Raw genomic sequence first — 21786 nt, 5'->3', positions numbered from 1 at the left:
ACCGGGGTGGACTCACACCCGGACTGGCAGCGCTACCCCCAGCCTCTCCAGCAGCTGCTCGACACCGTCGTCGTCGATGACGAGCGGCGGCACGATCAGGACCGCGTCGCTCTGCCGGCGCACCAGCAGCCCGGCGTCCCGGGCACGCTCCACCACCGCGGTCGCGGCGGCCTCCGAAGTCAGCTCGATAGCGACGATGAGCCCGAGCCGCCGGACATCGACCACGTCACCGGACCCGGCCAGCGGCGCCAGCCGGTCCAGCAGCGCGCCGCCCAGCCGCTCGGCGCGCTCGATCAGCTGCTCCTTCTCCACGACGTCGAGCGTGGCGAGAGCCGCAGCGCAGGCGACGGCGTGGCCGGACGTGGTGTGCCCGTAGCGCAGGCCGCCCAGCACCGGATCGGCACTGAAGCTGTCGTGCACCCGGTCGGTCACGGTCACAGCCGCGATCGCCGCGTAGCCACCGGCCAGGCCCTTGCTGGACACCACGATGTCGGGGATCACATCCTCGCGGTTGACCGCGAACATCCGCCCGCACCGGCCGTACGCGGTGAACACCTCGTCGACGACGAGCAGCGCACCGACCCGGTCACACAGCTGCCGCAGGCCGGTGAGGAAACCGTCCGGCAGCACCACACCGCCGCCGACGTTGAGGAACGGCTCGACGACCACCGCGGCCGGCGGCTCGGCCGAATCCGCGTCGATCGCCCGCGCGAACGCCTCCAGCAGCACCGGGAGTGACTCCGGCCGGCGCAGCTCTCGCGGCGGCACCGGCAGGTTGACGAGCGTGGCCGGCACCGGAGCGGGCAGCGGGTGCCGGTTGCGCGGCAGGCTCGACAGGCTGCGGCTGAGCAGTGTGGCGCCCTGGTAGCCGCGGGCGAACGAGATGACCCGCGACCGGGGGCGGCCGGCGTGCTCGGCGAACTGGACGGCCATCAGCACGGCTGCGTCGATGCCCTCGGAACCGCTGTTGACGAACAGCGTCCGGTTGAGCGGGCCGGGCAGGTAAGACGCGAGCCGCTCGGCCAGGACGCCGGCGAGCTCGTGCGTACTGAGTGACAGGTCGACGTGCTGCAGCCGGCCCGCCTGCTCGGCGAGGCTGCGCACCACGGCCGGGTGCGCGTAGCCACACGTCGAGTTGAGCGCCGATGCCTCGATGAACTCCCGTCCGTGCACATCCCAGAGCCGGTAACCCTCGCCGTGCGAGAACATCGGATGCGACCGCTCGGGGTCCACCGGCGACCAGGTGTGCCAGACGTATCGGCGGTCGCGTTGCCCGGCCGGGTCTGCGCCGAGGTGCCGCTGGTTGCTGCTGGCCATGGTCTGCTCCTCGTCCGCGAAAACGGGTGCCGCCCTAGTTGGCAACTATTGCCTGACGAGGTTACCAAACTTGCCAAGAGTTTGCGCTGCTCGGAACTCCACAACTCCGTTACGCACCGAATTCGCCCCAATACACCAGCGGGCAGATGTGCCAAAGTTGGTCCAATGGCGACCTGACCTGGCATAGTAGGCACACGATGCATTGTCGGTCGGTGCCAGCATGGAATGCCGACTGCGAGGAACCAGCGAGGAGCAAATGTTCGAGCAGCCGACCTTCGGCCAGCGCCTCCGGGCCCTGCGGATCAAGCGTGGGCTGTCACAGGCGTCCCTCGCCGGCGACGTGATCTCGACGGGCTATCTGTCCCGGCTCGAGTCCGGCGCCCGCCGCCCGAAGTTTCGGGTCGCGGAATACCTGGCGAAGCGGCTGAATGTGCCGATGACCGAGTTCGAGGCGCCACCGGGCGAGGCCGGTCCGGCCGCCGTCCAGACGTCGGTCGTGGCGCCGATCCTGGCCGCGGTCATCTCCGGCGCCGACGACGACATCGCCGACACGCTCGCGGAAGCGTTGCGCACCGGCGAGGAGTGGGATCCGGCGCTGCGCTGGGAGGGCTTGTGGTTACTGGCCGGCGCACGGGGCCGGCAGGGACGCGTCGACGACGAGTACGCGTTGTTCGGCGAGCTCGTCGAACTGAGTGACGAGCTGGGCATCCCGACCCTGCAGGCACGCGCCCGCACCCAACTGTCCCGCTGCGCCCGCATCCGGGGTGACAACGTCGCGGCGCGCGAGCACGCGGCTGAGGCGCTCCGGTTCGCCGACGAGATCCCGTTGAGCGACCGCGTCGCCGCCCTACAGTCCTTGGTCTCCGCGGAGGCCGAGCTCGGCCTGGTCGGCGAGGCGCGCACGCACGTCGACGAGCTGTGCGCGCTGACCGAGCCGGCCGGCGACAAGCACCATGCGGAGGCGCTGTGGGCCGCCGCCACCGTGCGCGTGCGGCAGAACGACCATGCCGGCGCCCGCGAGCTGCTCGAGCAGGCACTGCTCATCCTGGACAGCCGCCGGGACCTGGTCATGTGGATCCGGCTCCGGCTGGCCGCCGCCTCGCTGTATCTACAGGCCAGCCCGCCCGTCACCGACCACGCCCGCACGGTGCTGGAAGAGGTAGCCCCGGTGATCGGCCTGGTCGGCACCGAGCTGCACCAGCAGCAACTGCTGACGCTACGCGCCCACCTGGCGTTCGGGGAAGACCGGCTGGACGAGGCGCGGGAGATCTGCGCCCAGGTCGGCGACGAGCCGGCCCTGCTGTCGTTCCGGGACCGCATCCGGTTCGGCGCGCTATGCGGGCGGCTGCGGATCGCCGACGGCGACCACGAGGGCGGCATCGAGGCACTGCAGAGCCTGGCAAGGCAGAGCGAGGCCGCGCACAACCTCGAGCTGGTCGCGGAGATCTGGCGCGTGCTCGCCAAGACGCTCGCGGCCGGATACCCCGCCGCGCCGAAGCAGAGCCGAGCGCGCTCGCGCGTCCGCTGACAATCTTTCCGGTACGGGCTGGGCGCGCTCCCATGATTCGGGTTGCCACCATGGACAACCTCGTGACAACCTCGAACCATCGATGACATCGAGGGTGCACATCACGGGGAGAAACACGTGCAACCAGATCCGGCAACGATGGTTGGCCTGGCCACCGGTCTCCCGGCGGACAGTCGGAGCGGCAGTGTCGCCGACAGTCCCCGCGCCCGGGAGGCGGCACCGGCGCACCCTCGAAGCACCGCGCCGGTGCCCGACGACCTGGTGCCGCTGACCGACACCCAGCTGCTCTATCTCACCCGCCACCTGCTCGATCCGAGCGACCTGACGTCGCACTGCCTACTCACCTGGGTGGTCGACGGGCAGCTGGACCGGGAGGCGCTGGCCGTGGCCGTCGCGGCGGTGCACCGGCGGCACGAGCCGCTGCAGGCGGCCTACCGCGCGGAGCCCACGCCCGTCGCCCAGGTGCTCGACGTGGACCCGCCGCCGCTGGAGGAGCTCCCCGACCAGCCCTCCGTGGACGCGGCCATTGCCGCGCTCCGCGCGCTACTCGCGGGCGAACTGCTCGTCGAGGAGGCCGACGTCTGGCGGGTGGCCGTGGCGTCCGCCGGGCCGCACGCCGTGATCGGGTGCGTCGTGCACCACATCGCCTTCGACGGGTGGTCGGAGTCGGTGCTGGCACGGGATCTCGCGACGGCGTACAACGCGGTGGTGCGCGGCAGGGATCCCGCCTCCGTCATGGCGGCGCCCCGGAGACTGGCGCACGTCCACCGCCACTATGTGCGTCGCCGCGCGGATCCGGCGCTGCACGCGCGACGCGAGCAGCAGCGCATCGAGCTGGCCGACGTCCCGCCCTTGCGATGGCCCACGGAACCAGCCGAGGCCGCGGCCGCGGGTCCGGAGATGATCCACGTGTCGCTGCCGGCCGACGTCCGGGCCGGTGTGCGGCGGTGGTCCGCCCAGACCGGCGCGAACGAGTTCACCGTGCTGCTCGCGGAGTACGCCGCAGCGTTCGCAGAGGCGACCGGCCTGCGGGACTTCACGATCGGCGTGCCGGTGTCGCAGCGGCACGACCAGGACCTCGACGACGCGATCGGCTGCCACACCGCGCTGACCTGCATCCGGCTGCGCGGTGCCGCGCTCAACGGCGGGGCGGCCGGCGTCAGCGCGGTGGGCCGGCTCTTCAGCACCACGCGGGACGTGCCGTTCCAGGATCTGATCCCGCCATCGGGCCAGTCCGGAGAGCCGTTGCCGCCGATCTTCCGGACCCTGTTCGCGGTGCAGGACGACACGTCCGTCCAGCTGCCGCTCGACGACCTGCGCACCACGTTCGTCCGCCAGCCCTATCTGGACCTGCCACTCGACCTTTACACGGAGTTGTGGCCGGCCGACGACGGGCTGACGTTGACGGTGTGCTTCCGGCCCGACACGGTCGCGCGGTCCTGCGCCGCGACGATCGCCGGGCTTTATGAAGGGCGGCTTCGTCCCAGCACCACGGGAGGCCGGCCATGACCACAGCCGTGACACCGGAGGTGCTGACCGATCCGGAGCTGCACGCACACGGCGACCCGCACGAGGTGTGGCGCTGGATGCGCCGCCACGCGCCGGTGCACCGCCACCCCGCGACGGCGCTGCCGGCGTTCTGGTCGATGACCCGCTACGACGACGTGCGTGCGGTCTACCGCGACCCGGAGACGTTCTCCTCCCGGCACGGCGTGCTGCTGCGCCCGGTCGACCGCGGTGTGGATCCCGGCGGCGGCCTGACCCTGGCGCTGTCCGATCCGCCGCGGCACAAGCAGTTGCGAGCCGTCGTCGCCGACTGGTTCAGCACCCGGGCCGTGCGCGATCTGGAGGAGACGACACTCCAGGCGGTGCGCGACGTGCTCGACCGGCTGCCCGCCGACGGCACCTGCGAGTTCGCGCACGACGTCGCCGGGCGGCTGTCGATGTACCTCATCGGCGGCATCATCGGCGTGCCACGCCACGACCACGAGCGCCTCTTCCGGTGGACCAACGAGGCGTTCGCCGCGGGCGTGTCCCTCGCTGCCCATCAGGACCTGATGCGGTACTTCATCGACCTCATGGGCCGGCGCACCGCCGAGCCCACCGACGACCTGGTCAGTGCCCTGCTCGGCGGCACGATAGACGGCGAGCTGCTCACCGAGGAGGAGATCCTCCTCAACTGCGAGAACATCATCGGCGCGACGGAGAACGGCGGGCTCGCCGTCGCCGGCGGCATGCTGGCCCTCGTGCAGCACCCGGACGAGTGGAGGCGTCTCGCCGAGGATCCGGAGGCACTGCCCGGCGCCGTCGAGGAGATCCTGCGATGGACCTCCAGCGCGACGCACAGCATGCGCACGGCGACGCGGGACTGCGAGGTGGCCGGCCAGACCATCGCCGCCGGTGACCGGGTGGTGCTCTGGGTGCCGTCGGCCAACCGGGACGAGGACGTGTTCCCCGAGCCGTACCGGTTCGACGTGGGCCGCAGCCCGAACCGGCACCTGGCGCTCGGGTCGGGCGAGCATTTCTGTCTCGGTGCCACGCTGGCCCGCAGCCAGATGCGCCTGCTCCTCAAGGAGCTGCTGGAGCGTACCGCGCGGATCGAACTGTGCGGGCCGGTGCACCGGATCAGCTCGATCGCGGTGTCCGGCCCGGAGTCACTGCCACTGCGCCTGGTCCCACGGTAATTGAGGCCCTCTCCGCCCTGAAGGGGTGGAGATTCCGGTCTGCTACGCCCCCGAAGGGGCAAGCTCCCGGCGGGTTACCGCTTCCCTGCGCGGTGCCGGCACGGGTGCCGGTCTTACCTGCGCTCCACGGTCGTTGAGGTCCGCCCGTCCGGCGGCCCTGATGATCCTGGCGGCGTTCACGTCCCGGTCGTGCAGGCTCCCGCATGGGCAGCCCCACGTCCGAACGTTGAGCGCCATCTTGTCGTTGATCCGGCCGCAGTCCGAGCACATGCGCGTCGACGGGAAGAACCGATCTACCCGGGCGAAGGTGCGCCCATACCGGGCGGCCTTGTACTCCAGCATGGCCACGAACTGCGACCACCCAGCGTCGTGCACCGACTTCGCCAACCGTGTCCGGGCGAGACCGGCCACGCACAGGTCCTCGACGAACACCGCTTGGTTGTCACGGATGATCTGCGTCGAAAGCTTGTGCTGCCAGTCCCGCCGGGTGTCCGCCACCTTCGCATGCGCGCGGGCGACCTTCCGGACGGCCTTCTTGCGGTTGTTGCTGCCCCGCTGCTTACGGAACAAGCCCTGCTGCAACCGGCGCAGCTTGCGGGCTGCACGGCGCAGGAACTTCGGCGCGGTCACCTTCGTCCCGTCGGACATCACCGCGAAGTGCGTCAACCCCAGGTCGATGCCGACCTCCGAGTCCAGCTCGGGCAACGGCTGGTCGGCGGTCTGCACCACGAACGAGGCGAAGTGCCGACCGGCGGCGTCTCGGACCACCGTCACCGACGTCGGCGCAGCCGGCAACTCCCGCGACCAACGGACTTCCAGATCGCCGATCTTCGGCAGCCGCAGTCGACCGTTGTCGGCGAAGCTGGTCAACTCTCTCAAGGGTGTGTCCAGCCGGCGGCTGCGCCAAGAGTTCCCTGACCTTGTCCGCCGCTACTACCGCGCCAGCCGCCTGTGGTCGGCGTCGTACTTCGCCGGCTCCGTCGCGGGGCACCCCTGAGCGTCCTGAGGCAGTACATCGAGCAACAGAACCATCCGGTCCAGGGCACACTCGGGCCTTGACGGCCCTCCCGCACGGCCTTTCACCACCACCCTGAAGGCGGTGCACCAGCCGGCATTTCGGTAGCAGTCCCCGGTAGGTAGAGCCGGGTCAAGCCCGCGGAAAGAGTGCCTCGACGAACGCGTTGCCGAACGTGCCGCCGGGGTCCATCGTCTCCAACAGCTTCACGAAGTCGGTGGCCCGCGGATAGGCGGCGACGATCTCGTCCGGCCGCATCAGGGTCAGCTTGCCCCAGTGCGGCCGCGGCTGGAACGGGCGCAGCCGCTCCTCGACCGCCCCGATCACCGGCGTCACGGCGGCCAGGTCGTCCACCCAGGTGAAGTGGACGGTGACCGTGTCCCGGCCGCACGCGGGGCTGAGCCACAGCTCGTCGCCGCGCACCGCGCGCAGTTCGGAGATCTGCAGGACCGGCGCCATTATGTCGCCGAGCCCGCGCAGAGCCGCGATCGCCGCGGCGGCGGACTCGCGCGGCAGGAAGTACTCGGACTGCAGCTCCGCACCGGACCCGGGGACGTAGTCGGGGCGAAAGTGCGGCAGCCGTTCATGCCACGGACCGGGCCGGTCTTGCTGCTCGGTGCAGTTGTCGGCGGGCTGCTCGGGCACCGGGTGCACCGGCGCGGTCGCCGCGCGGCCACCCGCCCAGTTCCCGGCCGGCCGGTCGGTGCGCCGCTTCAAGAACACGACGGCCCGGCCGGTGCGCCACGAGGTGAAAAGACTCACGCTGTACGCCGCGGCGAACACCTCGTCGAGTCGTGCCGCGATCTCGTCCAGCGGCACGTCGAGCCGAACCCGTTGCGCCACCTCGTACGCCGGCTCGATGTCGAGCGTCAGCCGGGTCACGATCCCGAGCGCGCCGAGGGTGACCACCGCGCCGGGAAACCCGGCGGGGTCACGGTCGCGGTCGAGCTCGACTAGGTCGCCGTCGGCGCCGACCAGCTGGATCGCGCGGACGGCGGCGGCCAGCGACCGTTGCGTCTCGCCGGATCCATGGGTGCCGGTGGAGCACGACCCGGCCACCGAGATGTGTGGCAGGGACGCGAGGTTGGCCAGCGCGAAGCCGGCTCGGTGCAGCCTGCTGGCCAGGTGCGCGTACGTCGTGCCGCCAGAGACCTCGACGGCGCCCGCCTCGGCGTCGATCCGCACCGTGTCCGGCATCCGGTCCATGCGGACGAGTTCCGCGGTGGTGTCAGCGGCGCGGCTGAACGAGTGGCCGGTGCCCAGCGCGCGGATACGAGGGCTGCCGGACACCGTGCGGCGCAGTTCGTCGAGCGTCGTCGGCCGGTGCAGCCGGGTGGCGCCGTAGGTGAGGTTGCCCGCCCAGTTGTGCAGGGGCGGCGAGGTGCCGTGCATGCGAGCTCCGATCGTCGGGGGCCGGGCGGTCACGTCCGGCGGAACGCCTGCCAGGTGCTGTAGACCATCTCCGGCAGGCCGTTGCTGGCCTTCCAACCGAGATCGCGCCCGATTTTGTCGACCTCGGCCACCACCTCGGACGGGTCGCCGGGCCGCGCGGGCTGAATCTCGACGTCGACCGGCAGACCGGTCACCTCGCGGACGGCGTCGAGCACTTCGAGGACCGAGTAGCCGTCGCCGGTGCCGACGTTGTACACCTCCGCGCACGCGTCGGTCTCGAGCCGGGCGACTGCGGCCGCGTGCGCGTCGGCGACGTCGGACACGTGCACGTAGTCACGCACGCCGGTGCCGTCCGGGGTGGGGAAGTTGCAGCCGCAGACCACGGCCGGCTCGCCCGCGGTGATCCGCCGGAACACCAGCGGGAAGAGGTTGTCGCCGTTGGTCTCGCAACACACCGGGTCCTCGACACCCACCACGTTGAAGTAGCGCAGGGCGATCCAGGACAGCCCGTGTGCGTTGCCCGCCGAGCGGAGCATCCACTCGCACATCAGCTTCGTCTCGCCGTAGGGATTGATCGGCTCGGTGGGGGTTTCCTCGTCGACCCGCGTCGCCGCCGGCCGGCCGTAGACCGCTGCGCTGGACGAGAAGAGCACCCGCCGGACACCCTTCTCGACCATCGCCTCAAGGAGCACCCGCATGTTCTCGACGTTGTCCCGGTAGTACCCCAACGGCTCCTCGACGGACTCGGGGCCGGACTTGCGGGCAGCGAGGTTGACGACGCCGGTGATCCGGTGCCGGTCCAACGCGTCGCAGACGGCGTCGCGGTCGCCGCTGCTGGCGACGATGAGCGGCACGCTCCGCGGGACCCGTTCCCGCCGGCCGTTGGACAGGTCGTCGAGCACGACCACCCGCTCGCCCTCGGTGTGTAGTCGGCGCACGACGTGCGAGCCGATATACCCCGCGCCGCCCACCACCAGCCAGCTCATGATGTGGTCCGAAGATGCTTCATGACGGTTGTCCTCCGCTGCGGAACCGCTCGGCTGTGCCTGCCATGACAATATGGATGTTGCCAATATTCGCCTAACATTGCCAGCCTAGGCAACCCCATGCAACAGTTGGCGGGACCGCACCGCGTCGAAACTGGAAAGGACCTACCATGGCCGAATCCGGCGTCCCGCCCTCCGCCCCCGCCGCGCAGCGTGTCCTCGTCGGCGCCTGCGGGATGGGCAACGGACACGCGTCCCGCCAGTTGAACCTGGTGAGCCAGCTACAGCAGCGCGGGCACCAGGTCGCGATCGTCACCTTCGGCGACGGCATCGCCGCGCTCGACGAGGCGTTCCCCGCGCACGTGCCGATCGCCGTGCCCACCCACCATCCCGGAGGCTGGGTCGCAATGACGCCAACCGGCATCGATGTCAGCCGCAGCGCCGACAACGGGCGCGCGCTCGACCCGCGCGGCGACGCGTGGAACTTCGCACTGTGCGAGCAGGTCGTCGAGCAGCTCGGCGGCGCGCCGGACGTCGTGCTGACCGACTACGAGCCGGCCAGCGCGCAGATCGCGTACATGCTCGGCTCCCGCCTGGTCACCACCGAGCAGCAGAGCAAGTTCCTGATGTACCGCACGCCCGACGCCGGTGGCTACACGCGTTGGCACGAGGCGGCAAAGCTGCGGTACTTCTTCCCGGCGGCCGACCACCGGATCGCCTCGTCGTTCTTCCCGATGGAGTGGGACCGCGACGAGCGGTACTCCGGCGAGCTGATCGAGCCGATCCTCCGCCCGGACATCCCGCTGCTCGTGCCCGAGGTCGACGACACGTCGGTGGTGGTGTACCTGTCGCCGTACGCGCCGCTGCACCAGGATCCCGCCGGGTTCCTGGCCGCGCTCGCCGAGTTCCCGCAGGTCACCTTCACCGTGTTCACCAACCGGCCGATCGACGACGCACCGCAGAACGTCACGGTGTCCCCGTTCGACCGGCAGAAGTTCACCGAGGCCCTGCGCTCGTGTTCGGCCGTGGTGTCGACCGCCGGCCACCAGCTGCTGTCGGAATGCCTGTACCTGCACAAGCCGGTGCTCGGCCTCCCGTTTGACGTGTACGAGCAGCAGTTCAACGCCATGATGCTCGAACACTTCGGTATCGGCATGCGCTCGGACGGGCTGAGCCCGGACGTGCTGCGGACGTTCCTGGCGGGCCGGGAGGAGTTCGCCGCACGCGCCCGGGACCTGGCTGCCCGCCGGTTCACCGGCTCGTCGGCGGGCCTGCTGGATCGCATCGGCCTGTGAGTCCGGGGGGGCCGCTGTGCGCATCGCCTTGGTGCCCGGGATCTGGTCCTACGGGATCGGCTCCGCGTCGACAGTGCTGTCCGTCCGTGAGGCGGCGCTGCGGTCCGGCGACGAGCCGGTCGTCTTCTCCGGCCCGCACTTCGCCCCGCTGTTGCGGCGGATGGACGTGGCCGCAGTGCCGCTGCCCGGTCTGCCGGCCACCGACTATCCCGATCAGGATGACGTCCTGCGACTCGATGACCTGCTCTCCCGCTCGGTGTATACGGACAGCCGGTTCGTGACGGAGCTGATCGAGCGGCAGTGTGGCCTGCTGGTGGAACACCGCATCGACGCGGTGTTCCACGACTACGACGTCACCTCGGTGGTGGCCGGACGGCTGCTCGGTGTGCCGGTGGTCTCCCCGGTCACCTGGCCGGACCACAGCGGCTTCGGGGCGGGCAGCAGTGGTTTCCAGCCACCGGCGCGCGCCGCCACCGCGGCATTCGGTAAGGCGTTGGACCGCTTCGGCCTGACTGCTCCGCCGGACTTGTCGCAGCTCCTGTTCACCTGGAGCACCCGGCTGGTGTTTCCGCTGCCGCCGGTGCTCGACCCGATCGTCGCGCTGCACGCAGACGGTGAGTATGTCGGCCGGCTGGCCTGGGACGCGCTCGACCGCGCGCTGCCGTCCGGCGTGGCCGATGACTGGCCGCGTCCCGGCCGGGTGGCAGTCCTCGCCTACAGCAGCGGCCCGCCCACGGACGTGCCGGAGTACTTCGCCCGGTGCGTGGCGGCGTTCGACGGCACCGACGTCGACGTACTCATCACCGCCGGCCGGGTAGATCCCCGGTGGTCGGACCGGTCGCCCGCCGGAAACGTCCGGGTGGCCCCGCTCGTGCCGCTGCGGCGACTGCTCGACCGCGCCGACGTGCTGATCTGCCACGGCGGCCGCAACACCCTGGCGAGCGCGGTGGAGGCGGAGGTGCCAGCGCTCGTGTTCGCCGGAACCGACCCGGAACGCGGCTACTTCGCGGACATGCTCGCCCGGCAGGGCCTGGGGCTCAACTGTGCCGACGAGGACTGGTCGGCGCCGCGCCTGCGCGCCCTGGTCCGCGGGGCGGCCGGGCACCGCGCGGCCGCGAGCCGAGGGCCCGGTTCAGGGACCGGCGGCGCGGACCGGGTCGTCGAGGTGCTCCACGAGGTCGGCCGGTCCGACGTGCTCACCAACAGTGGGAGGTTTTCATGACATCCGAGCAGTACAGCGACCATTACGGCACCGAACTGACTCTCCGGCTGGTCGGCATCGCCGACCGCGGGCCGCTGGATGACGGCCACGCGCTCGGCGAGTTCCTACGCCGGATGGTGGCCGCCGTCGGCATGCGGATCATCGCCGGTCCGGCCATCGGGTCCGAGGACGGCTCACCGCAGCGGGCGGGCCACTCCGCCGTGGTGATCCTGGCGGAGTCGCACGCCGCGGTGCACACCTACCCCGGTCTCGGCGAGCTGTTCTTCAACCTGTTCTCCTGCAAGCCGTTTGCCGAGGAGACGGTGTTCGAGCAGTTCCGCGAGTTCGTCGGTGACTTCACGGTGTTGGAGCGCACCTCGGTGCGCCGGGGTGAGGACTGGCCGCGCGCAATCGAGCGGGCCGTCCGCCACTGGCACGACGTCCGGCTCACCCCTCAGGTGCCGAGCCCGCGCCGGCCGCGGAGCGCGCCGCCGCGGCGGACAACAGGTCGTGCACCCCGGCGAAGCTGAGATCCCGGTCGAGCAGACCCTCGATGATGGCCGGCAGCGCCGCGACGGTCTGCTGTCGGTCACCGCCGCCGTCGTGCAGCAGCACGACCGACCCGGGTTGCACCTTGTCGAGCACGGAAGTGCTGATGTGCCGAGCGCCGGGCAGCGCCCAGTCGAAGCCCATCGCGTCCCAGAGCACAACGATCGAGTCCAGCTCGTCGAGGTGGCGCAGCAGCTGCGGTGATCGTCCGCCGTAGGGCGGGCGGAACAGCACCGGCGGCTCGCCGCCGGACGCCCGCGCGATCGCCTCACCGGCACGTTCCACCTGGGCCGCCACCTCCGGGCGGGTGAGCTCCGGCAGAAACGGGTGGGACCACGTGTGGTTGCCGAGCGCGTGGCCCCGCGCGACGATGTCGGCGACCGTGTCCGGGAACGCGTCGGCCAGCATTCCGACGCAGAAGAACGTCGCCCGGACCGCATACCGGTCGAGGATGTCCAGCACCTGGCCGGTGTAGGGCGGCAGCGGCCCGTCGTCGAAGGTCAGCGCGATGGCCTGCCGGTCGCGGGCGCCATTGGTGAGGCACCGCCCGGCCGCGGTGAGTTCGGCGACCACCTCCACGCTGGACGCGAAGCCGGCGTTGAGGTCCTCGCCCCGGCCGCCCAGCGTCCCGTCGGCCAGGTCCAGTGGGGCGAGCCGGGCCAGGTCCTGCTGCGCGGCGCGGGCCAGTGTGCCCGCCGCCACCGACCCGAACCGCGGACGCGGCGGCAGGACGCCGGGATCAGCCCGGTAGACCTGGATCCCGGCGACGGTCAGGTGCCCGTCAATCAGCCCGTTGGTGCTGTCGATCACCGCCACCGCCGGCTGCTCGAGGGCCCGCAGGTAACCGGCGATCCCGCCGGCCCGCCGCGCGGGGAACCGGGTCGCCGGCCGCACCGCCCGGCCCGCCTCGTCGACCACCTCGACCTCGAAGCCCGCACCGTCCCAGGAGATTCCCGAATACCACATGAAGCTATGCTGACCGTTCTGGCAATATTTGGCAACTGCATGACTCACTTGGCATGCTTGGAGGCAGCGACATGTCCGACGAGAGTTCCCGGGTGCCACACCGCGCCGTCCTCGATCGCGCGGTCACGTGGGTGTGTGCCGCGCACGACGCGACCGGCCAGCAGGGCGTCTCGGCCGGCTACGACCTGCGATGTGGCTGGCAGCCGCCGTATCCGGAGACCAGTGGATACCTCATCCCCACCCTGCTGCGGGCCGCCGAAGCGCTGGACCGGCCGGAGCTGGCCGACCGGGCCGCGCTGGTCGGTGACTGGCTGTTGGGCCTGCAGCGCGCCGACGGCAGCTTTCCCGGCGGCATGGGCGTCGACGGGTCGCCGGTCGCGTTCGACACCGGCCAGATCCTGCTGGGCCTGCTCGCGCTGTGGCACGACACGCGCCGGGCGCCGGTACTCGACGCGGCGGTCCGGGCCGGTGCCTGGCTGCTCGCGGCACAACAGCCGTCCGGCACGTGGCTGTCGCACTTCGATGCTCCGAACACATACTCGTCGCGCATCACCTGGGCGCTGGCCGAGCTGTGGCGGGTCACCGCCGAGCCGGGCCTCCTCGCGGCCGTCGGCCGGTCCCTCGACTGGCTGAGCAGCCAGGTCCGCCCCGACGGCTGGATCGACGGCATGGCCTTCAGCCCGGGCCATCCGCAATGGACCCACACGATCGGGTACACGCTGCGCGGCATGCTGCGCACTGCCGACCTGGTCGGCGCCGAGCTGCCCGAGCCGGCGGGCCGGTGCGCCGACGCCGCGGTACGGTGCGCGACGGGGCTGGCGGCACTGCGCACCAACCTGGATCCGCTGCTGCCCGGCGAGATCGGCCCCGGTTTCACGCCGCGAGCAGAGTACGCATGCCTGACCGGCGACGCCCAGCTGGTCACGGTCTGGCTCGACGTCGCCCGCCGTACCGGTGACGTGGGCATGCGCGCCCGCTGCGACAGCGTTCTGGACCGGCTGGCGCAGCTGCAGGTACAGCAGCCGATCGAGCCTGCCACGGTGGGCGCCATCGCGGGTTCCTGGCCACTGACCGGCGGCTTCGAGCCGCTGACGTTCCCCAACTGGGCGGTCAAGTTCCTGGCCGACGCCGTCCTGGACCGCACCACGCGCTGACACCCGCACGCCGCGGGCGCGGGACCACCTTCGGTCCCGCGCCCGCCGAGTCATCCCCGTTGTCTCATCTGGGCCAGTCGATGTCCGAGCTAGCACCAACCGTCCGGCTCACGCACCAGAAAACCATGGGTGTTGTCTCCCCCCGACAGCATCACCTTCCATCGACTACTGTCTCCTGGTAACGCCGGTTTGAAACAAAAATCATTCAGCCGGTCGCTGAAAACCGCTGAAGTGCCGCTCGTCGAACAGATCCGGCCACGACGCGCCGAGACCCAGCTCGCGCGCCCGGGTCAGGGAAGCGCGCCAGTAGGGCTTGACCTGAGGCCACTGGATCCCGGCCTGGCAGTACGACGCGTCGATGAAGTAGCGGTCCCGGCCCCCGCCACCGGGGAGCGCGCGACGGGCGTGGAAGAGCGCCGAATGCAGCACGACGGTCGAGCCGCGCGGCAGCCGGTCGATCACCACCTCGCCGGGCAGCGAGTCGGTACCCGTCGCGGCGCGGGCGTCCTTCTCCGCGACTTCGAGGTGCGAGCCGGGCAGGACGACCAACTGCGCGGTGTCGGCGTCGAGGCCGTCGAGGTAGTGCAACGTGTGGATCATCGTGTACGTCCGGTCGGTCTGCGGCTGTTGCTCGTAGTCGTGGTGCCACGCCTTGCCCGGACGCTCCGGCTCCTGCCGGTCGCTGTGCAGGTGGTGAAACGCGAACGACGGGCCCATCAGCCGGGTGAGCACCGCCATCAGCGGCGGGTGTGTGATCAGCTCGCCGTGCGCCGGCATCTCCAGCTCCAGCACCTGCGGCACGCCGTGGGTGTCCGGATCGATGCTGCACTGGATCGACTGGGCACGCAGCCCTTCGTCCACCCACCGGTCGACCTCGGGCCGGATCCGGTCCACCAGGTCGTCCGGCAGGAAGCCGGGCAGGATCAGGTAACCGGACCGACGGAACTGGTCGACATCCAGCGACGCGGCCAGGCCGTCGACGGCCGGTCCCGGTGTTGCGGTGCGCGGGGTCATGTGATCCCTCCACTCTCGTCGTGAACGGTGTTGCCGGTCAGTTGTTGGCATACCCGGCCGCCGCGTTCCAGCAGCCGGCGCAGCCAGTCCCTACGGGTCTGCTTCGCGGTGCGGGAGACGACCGCGTCCGGGACCCACTGGTCGAAGCTGTGGAAGGCCCCGGACCAGACGTGCAGTTCGGCCTCACCGCCGGCCTGCCAGATCCGCGTGACGTAGGCGGTCGCCTCGTCCCGCAGTGCCTCGGCGGACCCCACGTCGACGAATGCGGGTGGCAGGCCGGACAGGTCGGCGGCCCGGGCCGGCGCGGTCAGCGCGGAGACGTCGGCCGTGCCGCGGCGTTCGCCCAGCAGCGCCGTCCATCCGGCGCGGTTGGAGGCGCCGTCCCACAATCCGGTGCGGCGGAGCTGGTGCTGTGCGGGCGCGTCGCACCGGTCGTCGAGCATCGGGCACTGCAGCATCTGCCCGAGCAGCGGCGGGCCACCACGGTCGCGGGCGGCAAGAGCCAGCCCGGCGGCCAGGCAGCCGCCCGCGCTGTTGCCGCTCACCACGATCCGCTCCGGATCCAGCCCAAGCCCCGCGGCGTGACGCGCGAGCCAGACCAGTCCCGCGTAACAGTCCTCGCGCGGTGCGGGGTCGGGGTGCTCCGGCGCCAGCCGGTAGTCCACCGCCACGACCGCCAATCCCAGCGCCTGCGCCCGGTCCAGGTCGTCGGCCAGCTCCGCGGTACGGGTGCCGCCAGCCACCATCCCGCCACCATGCGTGTGATAGATGACCGGATACGGTCCGACGCCCGTGGTGGGGCGACACAGCAGCAGCGGCACCTCCGGCGCGCCGGGCGGACCCGGCGCGGTCAGCTCGGTCAGCTCGAACACGCCGGCCCGCCGGATGTCCTCATCCGGCAGGCGGCCCGCCGCGGTGCGCGCGCGCCGGTCGGCGATCAGCTCCGGGCTGAGCGGGCCGGGCATCCCGGCCAGGATCGCCGACAGCGGCGCGGCCAGCTCGTGGTCGACCGCGGGCGGCGGCCCGACCGTCGCGGGTGCGTCGTGCAGCGCCGTCACCGGGTCACCGCCAGCGCGTTGCGGAGCAGCTCGTACGGCGGTTCGTCGACCAGATAGAAGTGGTGCCCGGCGACGACGTGCTCACGGAACCCGGCGGTGGTCAGCTCCGGCCACGGGCGCTGGTCGGCGTCGGTGTCGTCCGCGCCAACCACCGCGGTGACCGGGCAGTGCAGCACCGGTTCCCGCCGATGACGGTAGGCGTGGAACATCTCTCCGTCGCTGCGGATGTACGGCAGCACCAGCTCCCGGAAGAACGGGTCGTCGAGCATCGCCGCGTCGGTGCCGCCGAGCGCGGCCAGCCGGAGCGCGAGTTCGTCGGCCTCCAGCTCGGTCGGCGGCGCCACCTCCGGCAGCGGGCCCGCGCGGGAGCCAGACACGATGAGGTGTGCCGGCCGGACACCCAGCTCCTCCAGCGCGCGGGCGGTCTCCAGCGCCACGACCGCCCCCATGCTGTGCCCGAACAGGGTCAGTGGGACGTCGGTGTCTGCCAGCAACTCGCCGAGGGCGTCCGCGATGTCCCTGCCGAGCCGCACCATGTCGGCCGGTGGCGGCTCGTCGATCCGTTCGGCGCGGCCCGGGTAACGCACCGCCAGTACGTCGGCACCGGGCAGCTGCGTGGCCCAGTCACGAAAGAACCCGGCGGAGCCGCCGGCGTGCGGGAACGCCACGAGGACCTGCCGCAGTTCGCGGCACTCGACACTGCGCTGGAACCACCGGTCCGGCTGCGCGCTCATGCCGACCGCTCCCCCGAGTTGGCGCGCTGGCGCCGGGCCCGCACAGCGCGGGCGCGCCGGGCGACGGCCGCGCTGCGGTCCGGTGCCGACTGGCCGGTGCTCGTGCCACCCGCGGTGACCAGGTCGGCCTGCGCCGACACTGTGGTGTGCTGGAAGAGCGCCACCACGGAGGGCCGCACGCCGGTGTGCCGTTCGAGGGCGTCCTGCAGCTGGAACATCGCCAGCGAGTGCCCACCGAGGTCAAAGAAGTTGCCGTCGGCCGGCACCTGCGCGATTTTCAGCACCTCCGACCATGCGGCCGTGACCCCGGCCACCACTCCCGCCTGCGGCGCCTGTGGGGCAGGTGCCGCGGTCGGCTCGTCCGCGGCGGCACGCAGCTGCTCCCGGTCGACCTTGCCGCTGAACGTGAGCGGGAAGTGGTCCAACACGCGGATGTGGGATGGGATCATGGCCTGTGGGAGCCGCTCGGCGAGCGCGTCGTGCACCTGCTTGGGGTCGATCCCGGGGTCCGCGCGGACGAAGCCGACGAGAACGCTGTGGCCGGAGTCCGGGAGCACGACGGCGTCGCGGATGCCCGGCACGGCGGCGAGGGCGGACTCGACGGCGCCCAGCTCGACCCGGTGGCCCCGGATCTTCACCTGGTGGTCCTGGCGGCCGACGAAGTGCAGCGTGCCGTCCGGGTTCCAGCGAACGCGGTCGCCGGTGCGGTACATCCGCGCGTTAGCAACAGGGGTGAACGGGTCGAGCGGGAAAGCTTTGGCGGTGGCGTCGGGCCGACCCAGGTAGCCGGCAGTGACGCCCGCGCCGCCGACGCACAACTCACCGACGGTGCCGGGCGGTACCGGCCGGAGATCGTCGTCCAGGACGTACAGCCGGGCACCGGGGATCGGCCCGCCGATCGACACCGGCCCGGGCGCGTCGAACGCGCGGTAGCTCGCCCACACCGTCGCCTCTGTCGGGCCGTACTCGTTGACCAGGGTGACGCCGGCCCGGAGCTCGGCGAAGTGCCGCTCGACCAGCTGCTCGGGCAGCGGCTCACCAGCCACCACGACGGTCTGGAGGCTGTCCAGCGCGCCGACGCCGGCCCGCCGGGCGGCGTCAAGCAGCACACCGTACAGCGACGGCACACACAGCGTTTGCGTCACGTTGTGACGGCGGATCAGCTCGACCAGCTGCTCCGGGTCGCGGACCTCCGCACGGGACGCGACGACCAGCGTGCCACCGGCGGTCAACGTTCCCCACAGCCCGGCGACCGAGGAGTCGAAGGCCAGTGGCGACACGAGCAGGAAGGTCGGCGCGCCGGGGTAGACCAGCCGGCGGGCCAGCGTGGACGCGGCGAGTTGCCCGTGCGTGACGAGCACGCCCTTGGGTTCGCCGGTGCTGCCGGAGGTGTAGATGACGTAGGCGCCGGCGTCGTCGGACACGAGTTCCGTGGAGGGCTCCGCAGGCTGTCCGTCCGGTTCGTGCTCCCCCGCCAGCACGACCGGGACAGTGGTCCCGGCGAGGCGCGACGCGTCGCCACCGGCGCATACCACGGCGGCGACCCCGGCGTCGTCGAGCACCTCGGTGATCCGGCGATCGGGCCAGGCGGGGTCGACCGGGACATACGCGGCGCCGGCGCGCAGGATGCCGACGACAGCCGCGACCATTGCCGGTGACGGTTCGGCCAGGACGCCCACCCGGGTGCCGGTCCCGGCACCGGCTGCGGCCAGGTCCGCGGCCAGGCGGGCGGACCAGGCGTCCAGCTGCCGGTAGCTGACGCAGGTGCCGCCGCCGCGAACCGCGGGATGGCCCGGCCGGCTGTGGGCGTATCGGATGACGGCCTGGTGTACCGGTTCGCGGCCGGTCTCGGGCAGTGGCGCGCCCAGGCCTGCCGTGGCTGGCTCGACGGTGACTGTCATTGCTTCTCCTCAGGTCTCGGGGTTCAGGAGGTGGTGCCGGCCGCGGCACTGCGCAACTTGTCGCGGACGAGGGCCGTCTGCCGGCCGAGCGTGCGACCGGCGAGCAACTCGCGTAGCGGCACCCGGAGCCCGAACTCCTCGTGGATGCGGCGGGCGAGTTGCGTGATGAGCAGCGAGTCTCCGCCCAGCGCGAAGAAGTCGGAGTCGTCGTCCAGGTCGCCGTGTCCGAGCACCTCGGCCCAGAGCTTGGGCAGCACGACGGCGGGGGCGGCAGCCGGGACCTGGTCGGCCGGTGCCGGACCGGCTGCCGGGCCGGCTGCCGCCACCGGGGCTCGCGTCGCGGCCGCTGCGGCCACCGGCGCCACCTCCGGCGCGCTCCATCGCCGGTCGGCGAACGGGTAGCTGGGCAGGTGCACGGGCCGGCCACCGTCCGCGCCGAGCAGTTCCGGCGCCAGCGGCTGCCCACGCGTCCAGAGCGTGCCGAGCGCGTCGACCACTTCCTGGGCCGGCCTTTCGTCGCGCATCGGCAGCAGCGGGACGGCGTCGAGACCGGCGGCCGCGGCGAGACCGGACAGCACCCGACCCGGCCCCACCTCGATCGCCAGGCAGCCGGGCAGCCGCTCGGCGACCGCGGCCAGGCCACCGGCGAAGAGCACGGGGCGGCGGGCCTGTGCGACGAGGTCGTCCGCCGAGATCGGCTCGCCCGGCTCGATCAAGCGTCCGCTGAGGTTGCTCGCGTAGGGCACGGCCGGCGGGCGCAGCGTGACACCGGTCAACGCCTGGGCCAGCGCGGGCAGCGCCGGCTCGATCAGGCTGCTGTGGAACGCGTGGCTGGTCGGGAGCACCCGGGTCAGGACCTGGTCACCCAGCCAGGCGCGGAACCGCCCGATCTCTTCGTCCGGTCCGGCGACCGCGCAGCTATCGGCGCCGTTCTCGGTGGCCAGTTCGAGGTCCGCACCGGCGTCGGCGAGCAATGACCGCGCGGTCCCCGGGTCGCAGCCGAGCGCCAGCATGCTCCCGCGCGGGCAACCGTGCATCGCCTCGCCGCGGGCGGCGACGAACCGGGCGGCGTCGGGCAGGTCGATCGCGCCGGCCAGGCAGGCGGCGGTCAGTTCGCCGAGGCTGTGGCCGACCAGCGCGGCCGGGGCGACGCCGAGTCCGATCAGGGCCCGGCCGATGGCGTACTCCATCGCGAACAGCGCCGGCTGAGCCAGCACGGTCGCGGCCAGGTCCTCGGCCGGGAACTCCGGGTCGTACAGCGCGTGGCGCAGGTGCGCGGCGAGCGCGGCGCCGTACCCCCGCAAGCATGCGTCCAGTTCGTCGGCGAACCCGGGCAGCACGGCGGCCGGCCCGATCGCCATGCCCGGCCGTTGGGTGCCCTGCCCCGGCAGCAGGAACACGACCGGCGCGGGACCCCCGGTCGGGCAGGCGCCACGGACCACACCGGCGGCGTGCTCGAGGCGCTCAGCGACCTCCGCGGCGGTCCGGCCGGTGACTGCCAGCCGGCTGTTCAGCGGGTTCCGGCCGGTGGCCAGGGTGTACGCCACGTCGGCCAGGTCGGGCTCGGCGCGGCGCAGGTGGCCGGCGAGCCGGTCCGCCGCACGGTCGAGGGCGTCCGTGCCCGCGGTGGACAGGACCACGAGCCGCTCCCGCTCCGGCCGCGGCGGGACCACTGGCGCGGGCGGCGGCTGCTCGACGATGACGTGGGCGTTGGTGCCGCCGATGCCGAACGAGCTGACCCCGGCGCGCCGCGGCTCCGGACCGGTCCACGGACCGGCGGCGGTCGGCACGTACAGCGGGCCGCCGGCGACATCGAGCAACGGGTTGAGCTCGGTGAAGCCGGTGACCGGCGGCACCACGCCCTCGCGGAGCACCCGCATCGCGCGGATCAGCCCGGCCAGCCCGGACGCCGAGTCGAGGTGGCCGATGGTGGACTTGAGTGCGCCGACCGCCACCTGACCCGGGTGCGCGCCACCGGCCGACAACGCGGCGCTCGCGGCCGACCACTCGATCGGGTCGCCGACGTGGGTGCCTGTCGCGTGAGCCTCCAGGTAGCCGATCGAGTCCGCGCCGACGTCCGCGGCGGCGAGGGCGGCGACGATGACTGCCTCCTGACCCTCGGCCGACGGCGCGTAGTAGCCCGCTTTGGCGGAGCCGTCGTTGTTGGTGGCCGTGCCGAGCAGCACGCCGTACAACGGCGGGCCGTCAGTGACGTCGGCGAGCCTGCGCAGCACGACGCAGGCGACGCCGGAGCCGGCCACCACGCCGTCGGCCCGCGCGTCGAACGGGCGGCAGTGCCCCGACACCGACTGGATGCCGCCGGGCACGTGCAGGTGGCCGGCCTGCGGGTAGTCGATGCCGGCGGCGACCACGACGGCCTGGTCGCACTCGCCGTTGATCAGCGCCTGCACGGCCAGGTGCACGCTGACCAGCGACGAGGAACATGCGGTGCGCACGCCGAGCGCCGTGCCGGTGAGGCCCAGTTTGTACGCGATGAGGCTGGCGATGAAGTCAGGCTCGGTGCCGTGCAGTGCCTGGTCGAGCGTGAGCGGATCGAGCGGGCCGGCGGCGAGCATCGCCCGCAGGTAGCCGCTGCCGCTGTCCGACGCGTACACGGCGGTGGTGAGGTCGGCGGACCGCACGGCGGCGTCCTCCAGGGCCGCCCATGCCGATTCGAGCATGAGGCGGTGCTGCGGGTCCATCAGCTCCGCGTCGCGGGCGCTGATCCGGAACAGCGCGTGGTCGAAGCGGTCGGCCTCGTCGAGATGTCCCCGCACCGGCACGTAGTCGGGGTCGTCGGCGAGCTCCGGCGGAACCCCGGCGGAGAGCAGGTCGGTGCGGTCGAGCCGGGTGGTGAGCACCCGGCCGGCCAGCACGGCATTCCACCAGTCGTCCAGGTCGGCGGCTCCGGGGAACAGGGCGTGCACGCCGGTGACGGCGATGTCGAGCGATCGGTCGCGGCTCATGTCCCCAGGTTGCCTCAGTAGGCAAT

The 21786-nt window shown here is 72.1% G+C and carries 17 protein-coding genes and 1 pseudogene; 8 read left to right on the top strand and 10 right to left on the bottom strand.

Annotated features, from left to right (window positions below):
* Positions 1 to 12 precede the first annotated feature (12 nt).
* Positions 13 to 1317 (bottom strand): aspartate aminotransferase family protein, encoded by a 1305-nt coding sequence (locus OG505_RS04670; RefSeq protein ID WP_405431244.1) that lies wholly within the window; start codon positions 1315 to 1317, stop codon positions 13 to 15.
* A 256-nt stretch (positions 1318 to 1573) separates the two neighbouring features.
* On the opposite strand from OG505_RS04670, the gene OG505_RS04665 reads away from it, so the two are divergent.
* The 3 genes from OG505_RS04665 (at position 1574) to OG505_RS04655 (ending at position 5529) form a co-directional block, all read left to right on the top strand.
* A complete protein-coding gene (locus tag OG505_RS04665) occupies positions 1574 to 2845 on the top strand; it encodes a helix-turn-helix domain-containing protein (protein ID WP_405431242.1) in 1272 nt (423 codons plus the stop codon).
* 246 nt (positions 2846 to 3091) lie between these two features.
* Positions 3092 to 4354: a condensation domain-containing protein gene (locus OG505_RS04660; protein WP_405431241.1), complete on the top strand. Its 1263-nt coding sequence runs from the start codon at positions 3092 to 3094 to the stop codon at positions 4352 to 4354.
* Positions 4351 to 5529 carry a cytochrome P450 gene (locus OG505_RS04655; protein WP_405431240.1) on the top strand — a complete coding sequence of 393 codons (1179 nt, stop codon included), beginning with the start codon at positions 4351 to 4353 and terminating at the stop codon, positions 5527 to 5529. Before OG505_RS04660 ends, OG505_RS04655 begins: the two co-directional genes overlap by 4 nt.
* Positions 5530 to 5571: 42 nt before the next feature.
* Here the strand turns inward: OG505_RS04655 and OG505_RS04650 are convergent, their stop codons facing one another.
* Positions 5572 to 6399 carry an RNA-guided endonuclease InsQ/TnpB family protein gene (locus OG505_RS04650; protein ID WP_405431239.1) on the bottom strand — a complete coding sequence of 276 codons (828 nt, stop codon included), beginning with the start codon at positions 6397 to 6399 and terminating at the stop codon, positions 5572 to 5574.
* Here OG505_RS04650 and OG505_RS04645 point away from each other — a divergent pair.
* A pseudogene (locus tag OG505_RS04645) lies at positions 6386 to 6588 on the top strand (transposase); the annotation flags it as partial. The gene OG505_RS04650 and the pseudogene OG505_RS04645 overlap by 14 nt on opposite strands.
* An 88-nt stretch (positions 6589 to 6676) precedes the next feature.
* On the opposite strand, the gene OG505_RS04640 reads toward OG505_RS04645, so the two are convergent.
* A complete protein-coding gene (locus tag OG505_RS04640; RefSeq protein ID WP_405431237.1) occupies positions 6677 to 7936 on the bottom strand; it encodes an FAD-binding protein in 1260 nt (419 codons plus the stop codon).
* Between the two features lie 29 nt (positions 7937 to 7965).
* A complete protein-coding gene (gene galE, locus OG505_RS04635; protein WP_405431236.1) occupies positions 7966 to 8922 on the bottom strand; it encodes a UDP-glucose 4-epimerase GalE in 957 nt (318 codons plus the stop codon).
* A 170-nt stretch (positions 8923 to 9092) separates the two neighbouring features.
* On the opposite strand from galE, the gene OG505_RS04630 reads away from it, so the two are divergent.
* The 3 genes from OG505_RS04630 to OG505_RS04620 are packed head-to-tail and all read left to right on the top strand — an operon-like array spanning position 9093 to position 11948.
* Positions 9093 to 10217 carry a glycosyltransferase family protein gene (locus tag OG505_RS04630; RefSeq protein ID WP_405431234.1) on the top strand — a complete coding sequence of 375 codons (1125 nt, stop codon included), beginning with the start codon at positions 9093 to 9095 and terminating at the stop codon, positions 10215 to 10217.
* 16 nt (positions 10218 to 10233) lie between these two features.
* Positions 10234 to 11439 carry a glycosyltransferase gene (locus OG505_RS04625; RefSeq protein ID WP_405431233.1) on the top strand — a complete coding sequence of 402 codons (1206 nt, stop codon included), beginning with the start codon at positions 10234 to 10236 and terminating at the stop codon, positions 11437 to 11439.
* The gene (locus tag OG505_RS04620; RefSeq protein ID WP_405431232.1) at positions 11436 to 11948 is read left to right on the top strand and encodes an S-adenosylmethionine decarboxylase; all 513 of its coding nucleotides are present in this window, start codon (positions 11436 to 11438) and stop codon (positions 11946 to 11948) included. Before OG505_RS04625 ends, OG505_RS04620 begins: the two co-directional genes overlap by 4 nt.
* Here OG505_RS04620 and OG505_RS04615 read toward each other — a convergent pair.
* Positions 11866 to 12933 (bottom strand): polysaccharide deacetylase family protein, encoded by a 1068-nt coding sequence (locus tag OG505_RS04615; protein ID WP_405431230.1) that lies wholly within the window; start codon positions 12931 to 12933, stop codon positions 11866 to 11868. The genes OG505_RS04620 and OG505_RS04615 overlap by 83 nt on opposite strands.
* A 71-nt stretch (positions 12934 to 13004) precedes the next feature.
* On the opposite strand from OG505_RS04615, the gene OG505_RS04610 reads away from it, so the two are divergent.
* Complete coding sequence (locus OG505_RS04610) at positions 13005 to 14087, top strand: prenyltransferase/squalene oxidase repeat-containing protein (RefSeq protein WP_405431228.1); 1083 nt, start codon at positions 13005 to 13007, stop codon at positions 14085 to 14087.
* A 201-nt stretch (positions 14088 to 14288) separates the two neighbouring features.
* Here OG505_RS04610 and OG505_RS04605 read toward each other — a convergent pair whose 3' ends face one another.
* Genes OG505_RS04605 through OG505_RS04585 form a run of 5 tightly spaced genes read right to left on the bottom strand, consistent with a single transcriptional unit; the run spans position 14289 to position 21760 of the window.
* Positions 14289 to 15101: a phytanoyl-CoA dioxygenase family protein gene (locus OG505_RS04605; RefSeq protein WP_405431227.1), complete on the bottom strand. Its 813-nt coding sequence runs from the start codon at positions 15099 to 15101 to the stop codon at positions 14289 to 14291.
* Entirely contained in the window at positions 15098 to 16159 is a 1062-nt protein-coding gene (locus OG505_RS04600) for an alpha/beta hydrolase (RefSeq protein ID WP_405431226.1), read from the bottom strand. Before OG505_RS04600 ends, OG505_RS04605 begins: the two co-directional genes overlap by 4 nt.
* Positions 16156 to 16893: a thioesterase II family protein gene (locus OG505_RS04595; protein ID WP_405431224.1), complete on the bottom strand. Its 738-nt coding sequence runs from the start codon at positions 16891 to 16893 to the stop codon at positions 16156 to 16158. The genes OG505_RS04600 and OG505_RS04595 overlap by 4 nt, the downstream gene beginning before the upstream one ends.
* On the bottom strand, positions 16890 to 18794 hold the full coding sequence (locus tag OG505_RS04590) for a non-ribosomal peptide synthetase (RefSeq protein ID WP_405431222.1): 1905 nt from the start codon (positions 18792 to 18794) through the stop codon (positions 16890 to 16892). The genes OG505_RS04595 and OG505_RS04590 overlap by 4 nt, the downstream gene beginning before the upstream one ends.
* Before the next feature lie 23 nt (positions 18795 to 18817).
* The gene (locus tag OG505_RS04585) at positions 18818 to 21760 is read right to left on the bottom strand and encodes a type I polyketide synthase (RefSeq protein ID WP_405431220.1); all 2943 of its coding nucleotides are present in this window, start codon (positions 21758 to 21760) and stop codon (positions 18818 to 18820) included.
* Positions 21761 to 21786 lie beyond the last annotated feature (26 nt).

The organism is Micromonospora sp. NBC_00617 (assembly GCF_045161355.1).
Lineage (GTDB): Bacteria > Actinomycetota > Actinomycetes > Mycobacteriales > Micromonosporaceae > Micromonospora.
The sequence above is the reverse complement of the archived record's forward strand: the minus strand, read 5'-3'. Positions and strand labels throughout refer to the sequence as shown.

Bases quoted from the DNA above. Each gene is read 5' to 3' on its own strand.
- OG505_RS04670 (WP_405431244.1), bottom strand. From the start codon at position 1,317: ATGGCCAGCAGCAACCAGCGGCACCTCGGCGCAGACCCGGCCGGGCAA.
- OG505_RS04665 (WP_405431242.1), top strand. From the start codon at position 1,574: ATGTTCGAGCAGCCGACCTTCGGCCAGCGCCTCCGGGCCCTGCGGATC.
- OG505_RS04655 (WP_405431240.1), top strand. From the start codon at position 4,351: ATGACCACAGCCGTGACACCGGAGGTGCTGACCGATCCGGAGCTGCAC.
- OG505_RS04640 (WP_405431237.1), bottom strand. From the start codon at position 7,936: ATGCACGGCACCTCGCCGCCCCTGCACAACTGGGCGGGCAACCTCACC.
- galE (WP_405431236.1), bottom strand. From the start codon at position 8,922: ATGAGCTGGCTGGTGGTGGGCGGCGCGGGGTATATCGGCTCGCACGTC.
- OG505_RS04630 (WP_405431234.1), top strand. From the start codon at position 9,093: ATGGCCGAATCCGGCGTCCCGCCCTCCGCCCCCGCCGCGCAGCGTGTC.
- OG505_RS04620 (WP_405431232.1), top strand. From the start codon at position 11,436: ATGACATCCGAGCAGTACAGCGACCATTACGGCACCGAACTGACTCTC.
- OG505_RS04615 (WP_405431230.1), bottom strand. From the start codon at position 12,933: ATGTGGTATTCGGGAATCTCCTGGGACGGTGCGGGCTTCGAGGTCGAG.
- OG505_RS04610 (WP_405431228.1), top strand. From the start codon at position 13,005: ATGTCCGACGAGAGTTCCCGGGTGCCACACCGCGCCGTCCTCGATCGC.
- OG505_RS04605 (WP_405431227.1), bottom strand. From the start codon at position 15,101: ATGACCCCGCGCACCGCAACACCGGGACCGGCCGTCGACGGCCTGGCC.
- OG505_RS04595 (WP_405431224.1), bottom strand. From the start codon at position 16,893: ATGAGCGCGCAGCCGGACCGGTGGTTCCAGCGCAGTGTCGAGTGCCGC.
- OG505_RS04590 (WP_405431222.1), bottom strand. From the start codon at position 18,794: ATGACAGTCACCGTCGAGCCAGCCACGGCAGGCCTGGGCGCGCCACTG.
- OG505_RS04585 (WP_405431220.1), bottom strand. From the start codon at position 21,760: ATGAGCCGCGACCGATCGCTCGACATCGCCGTCACCGGCGTGCACGCC.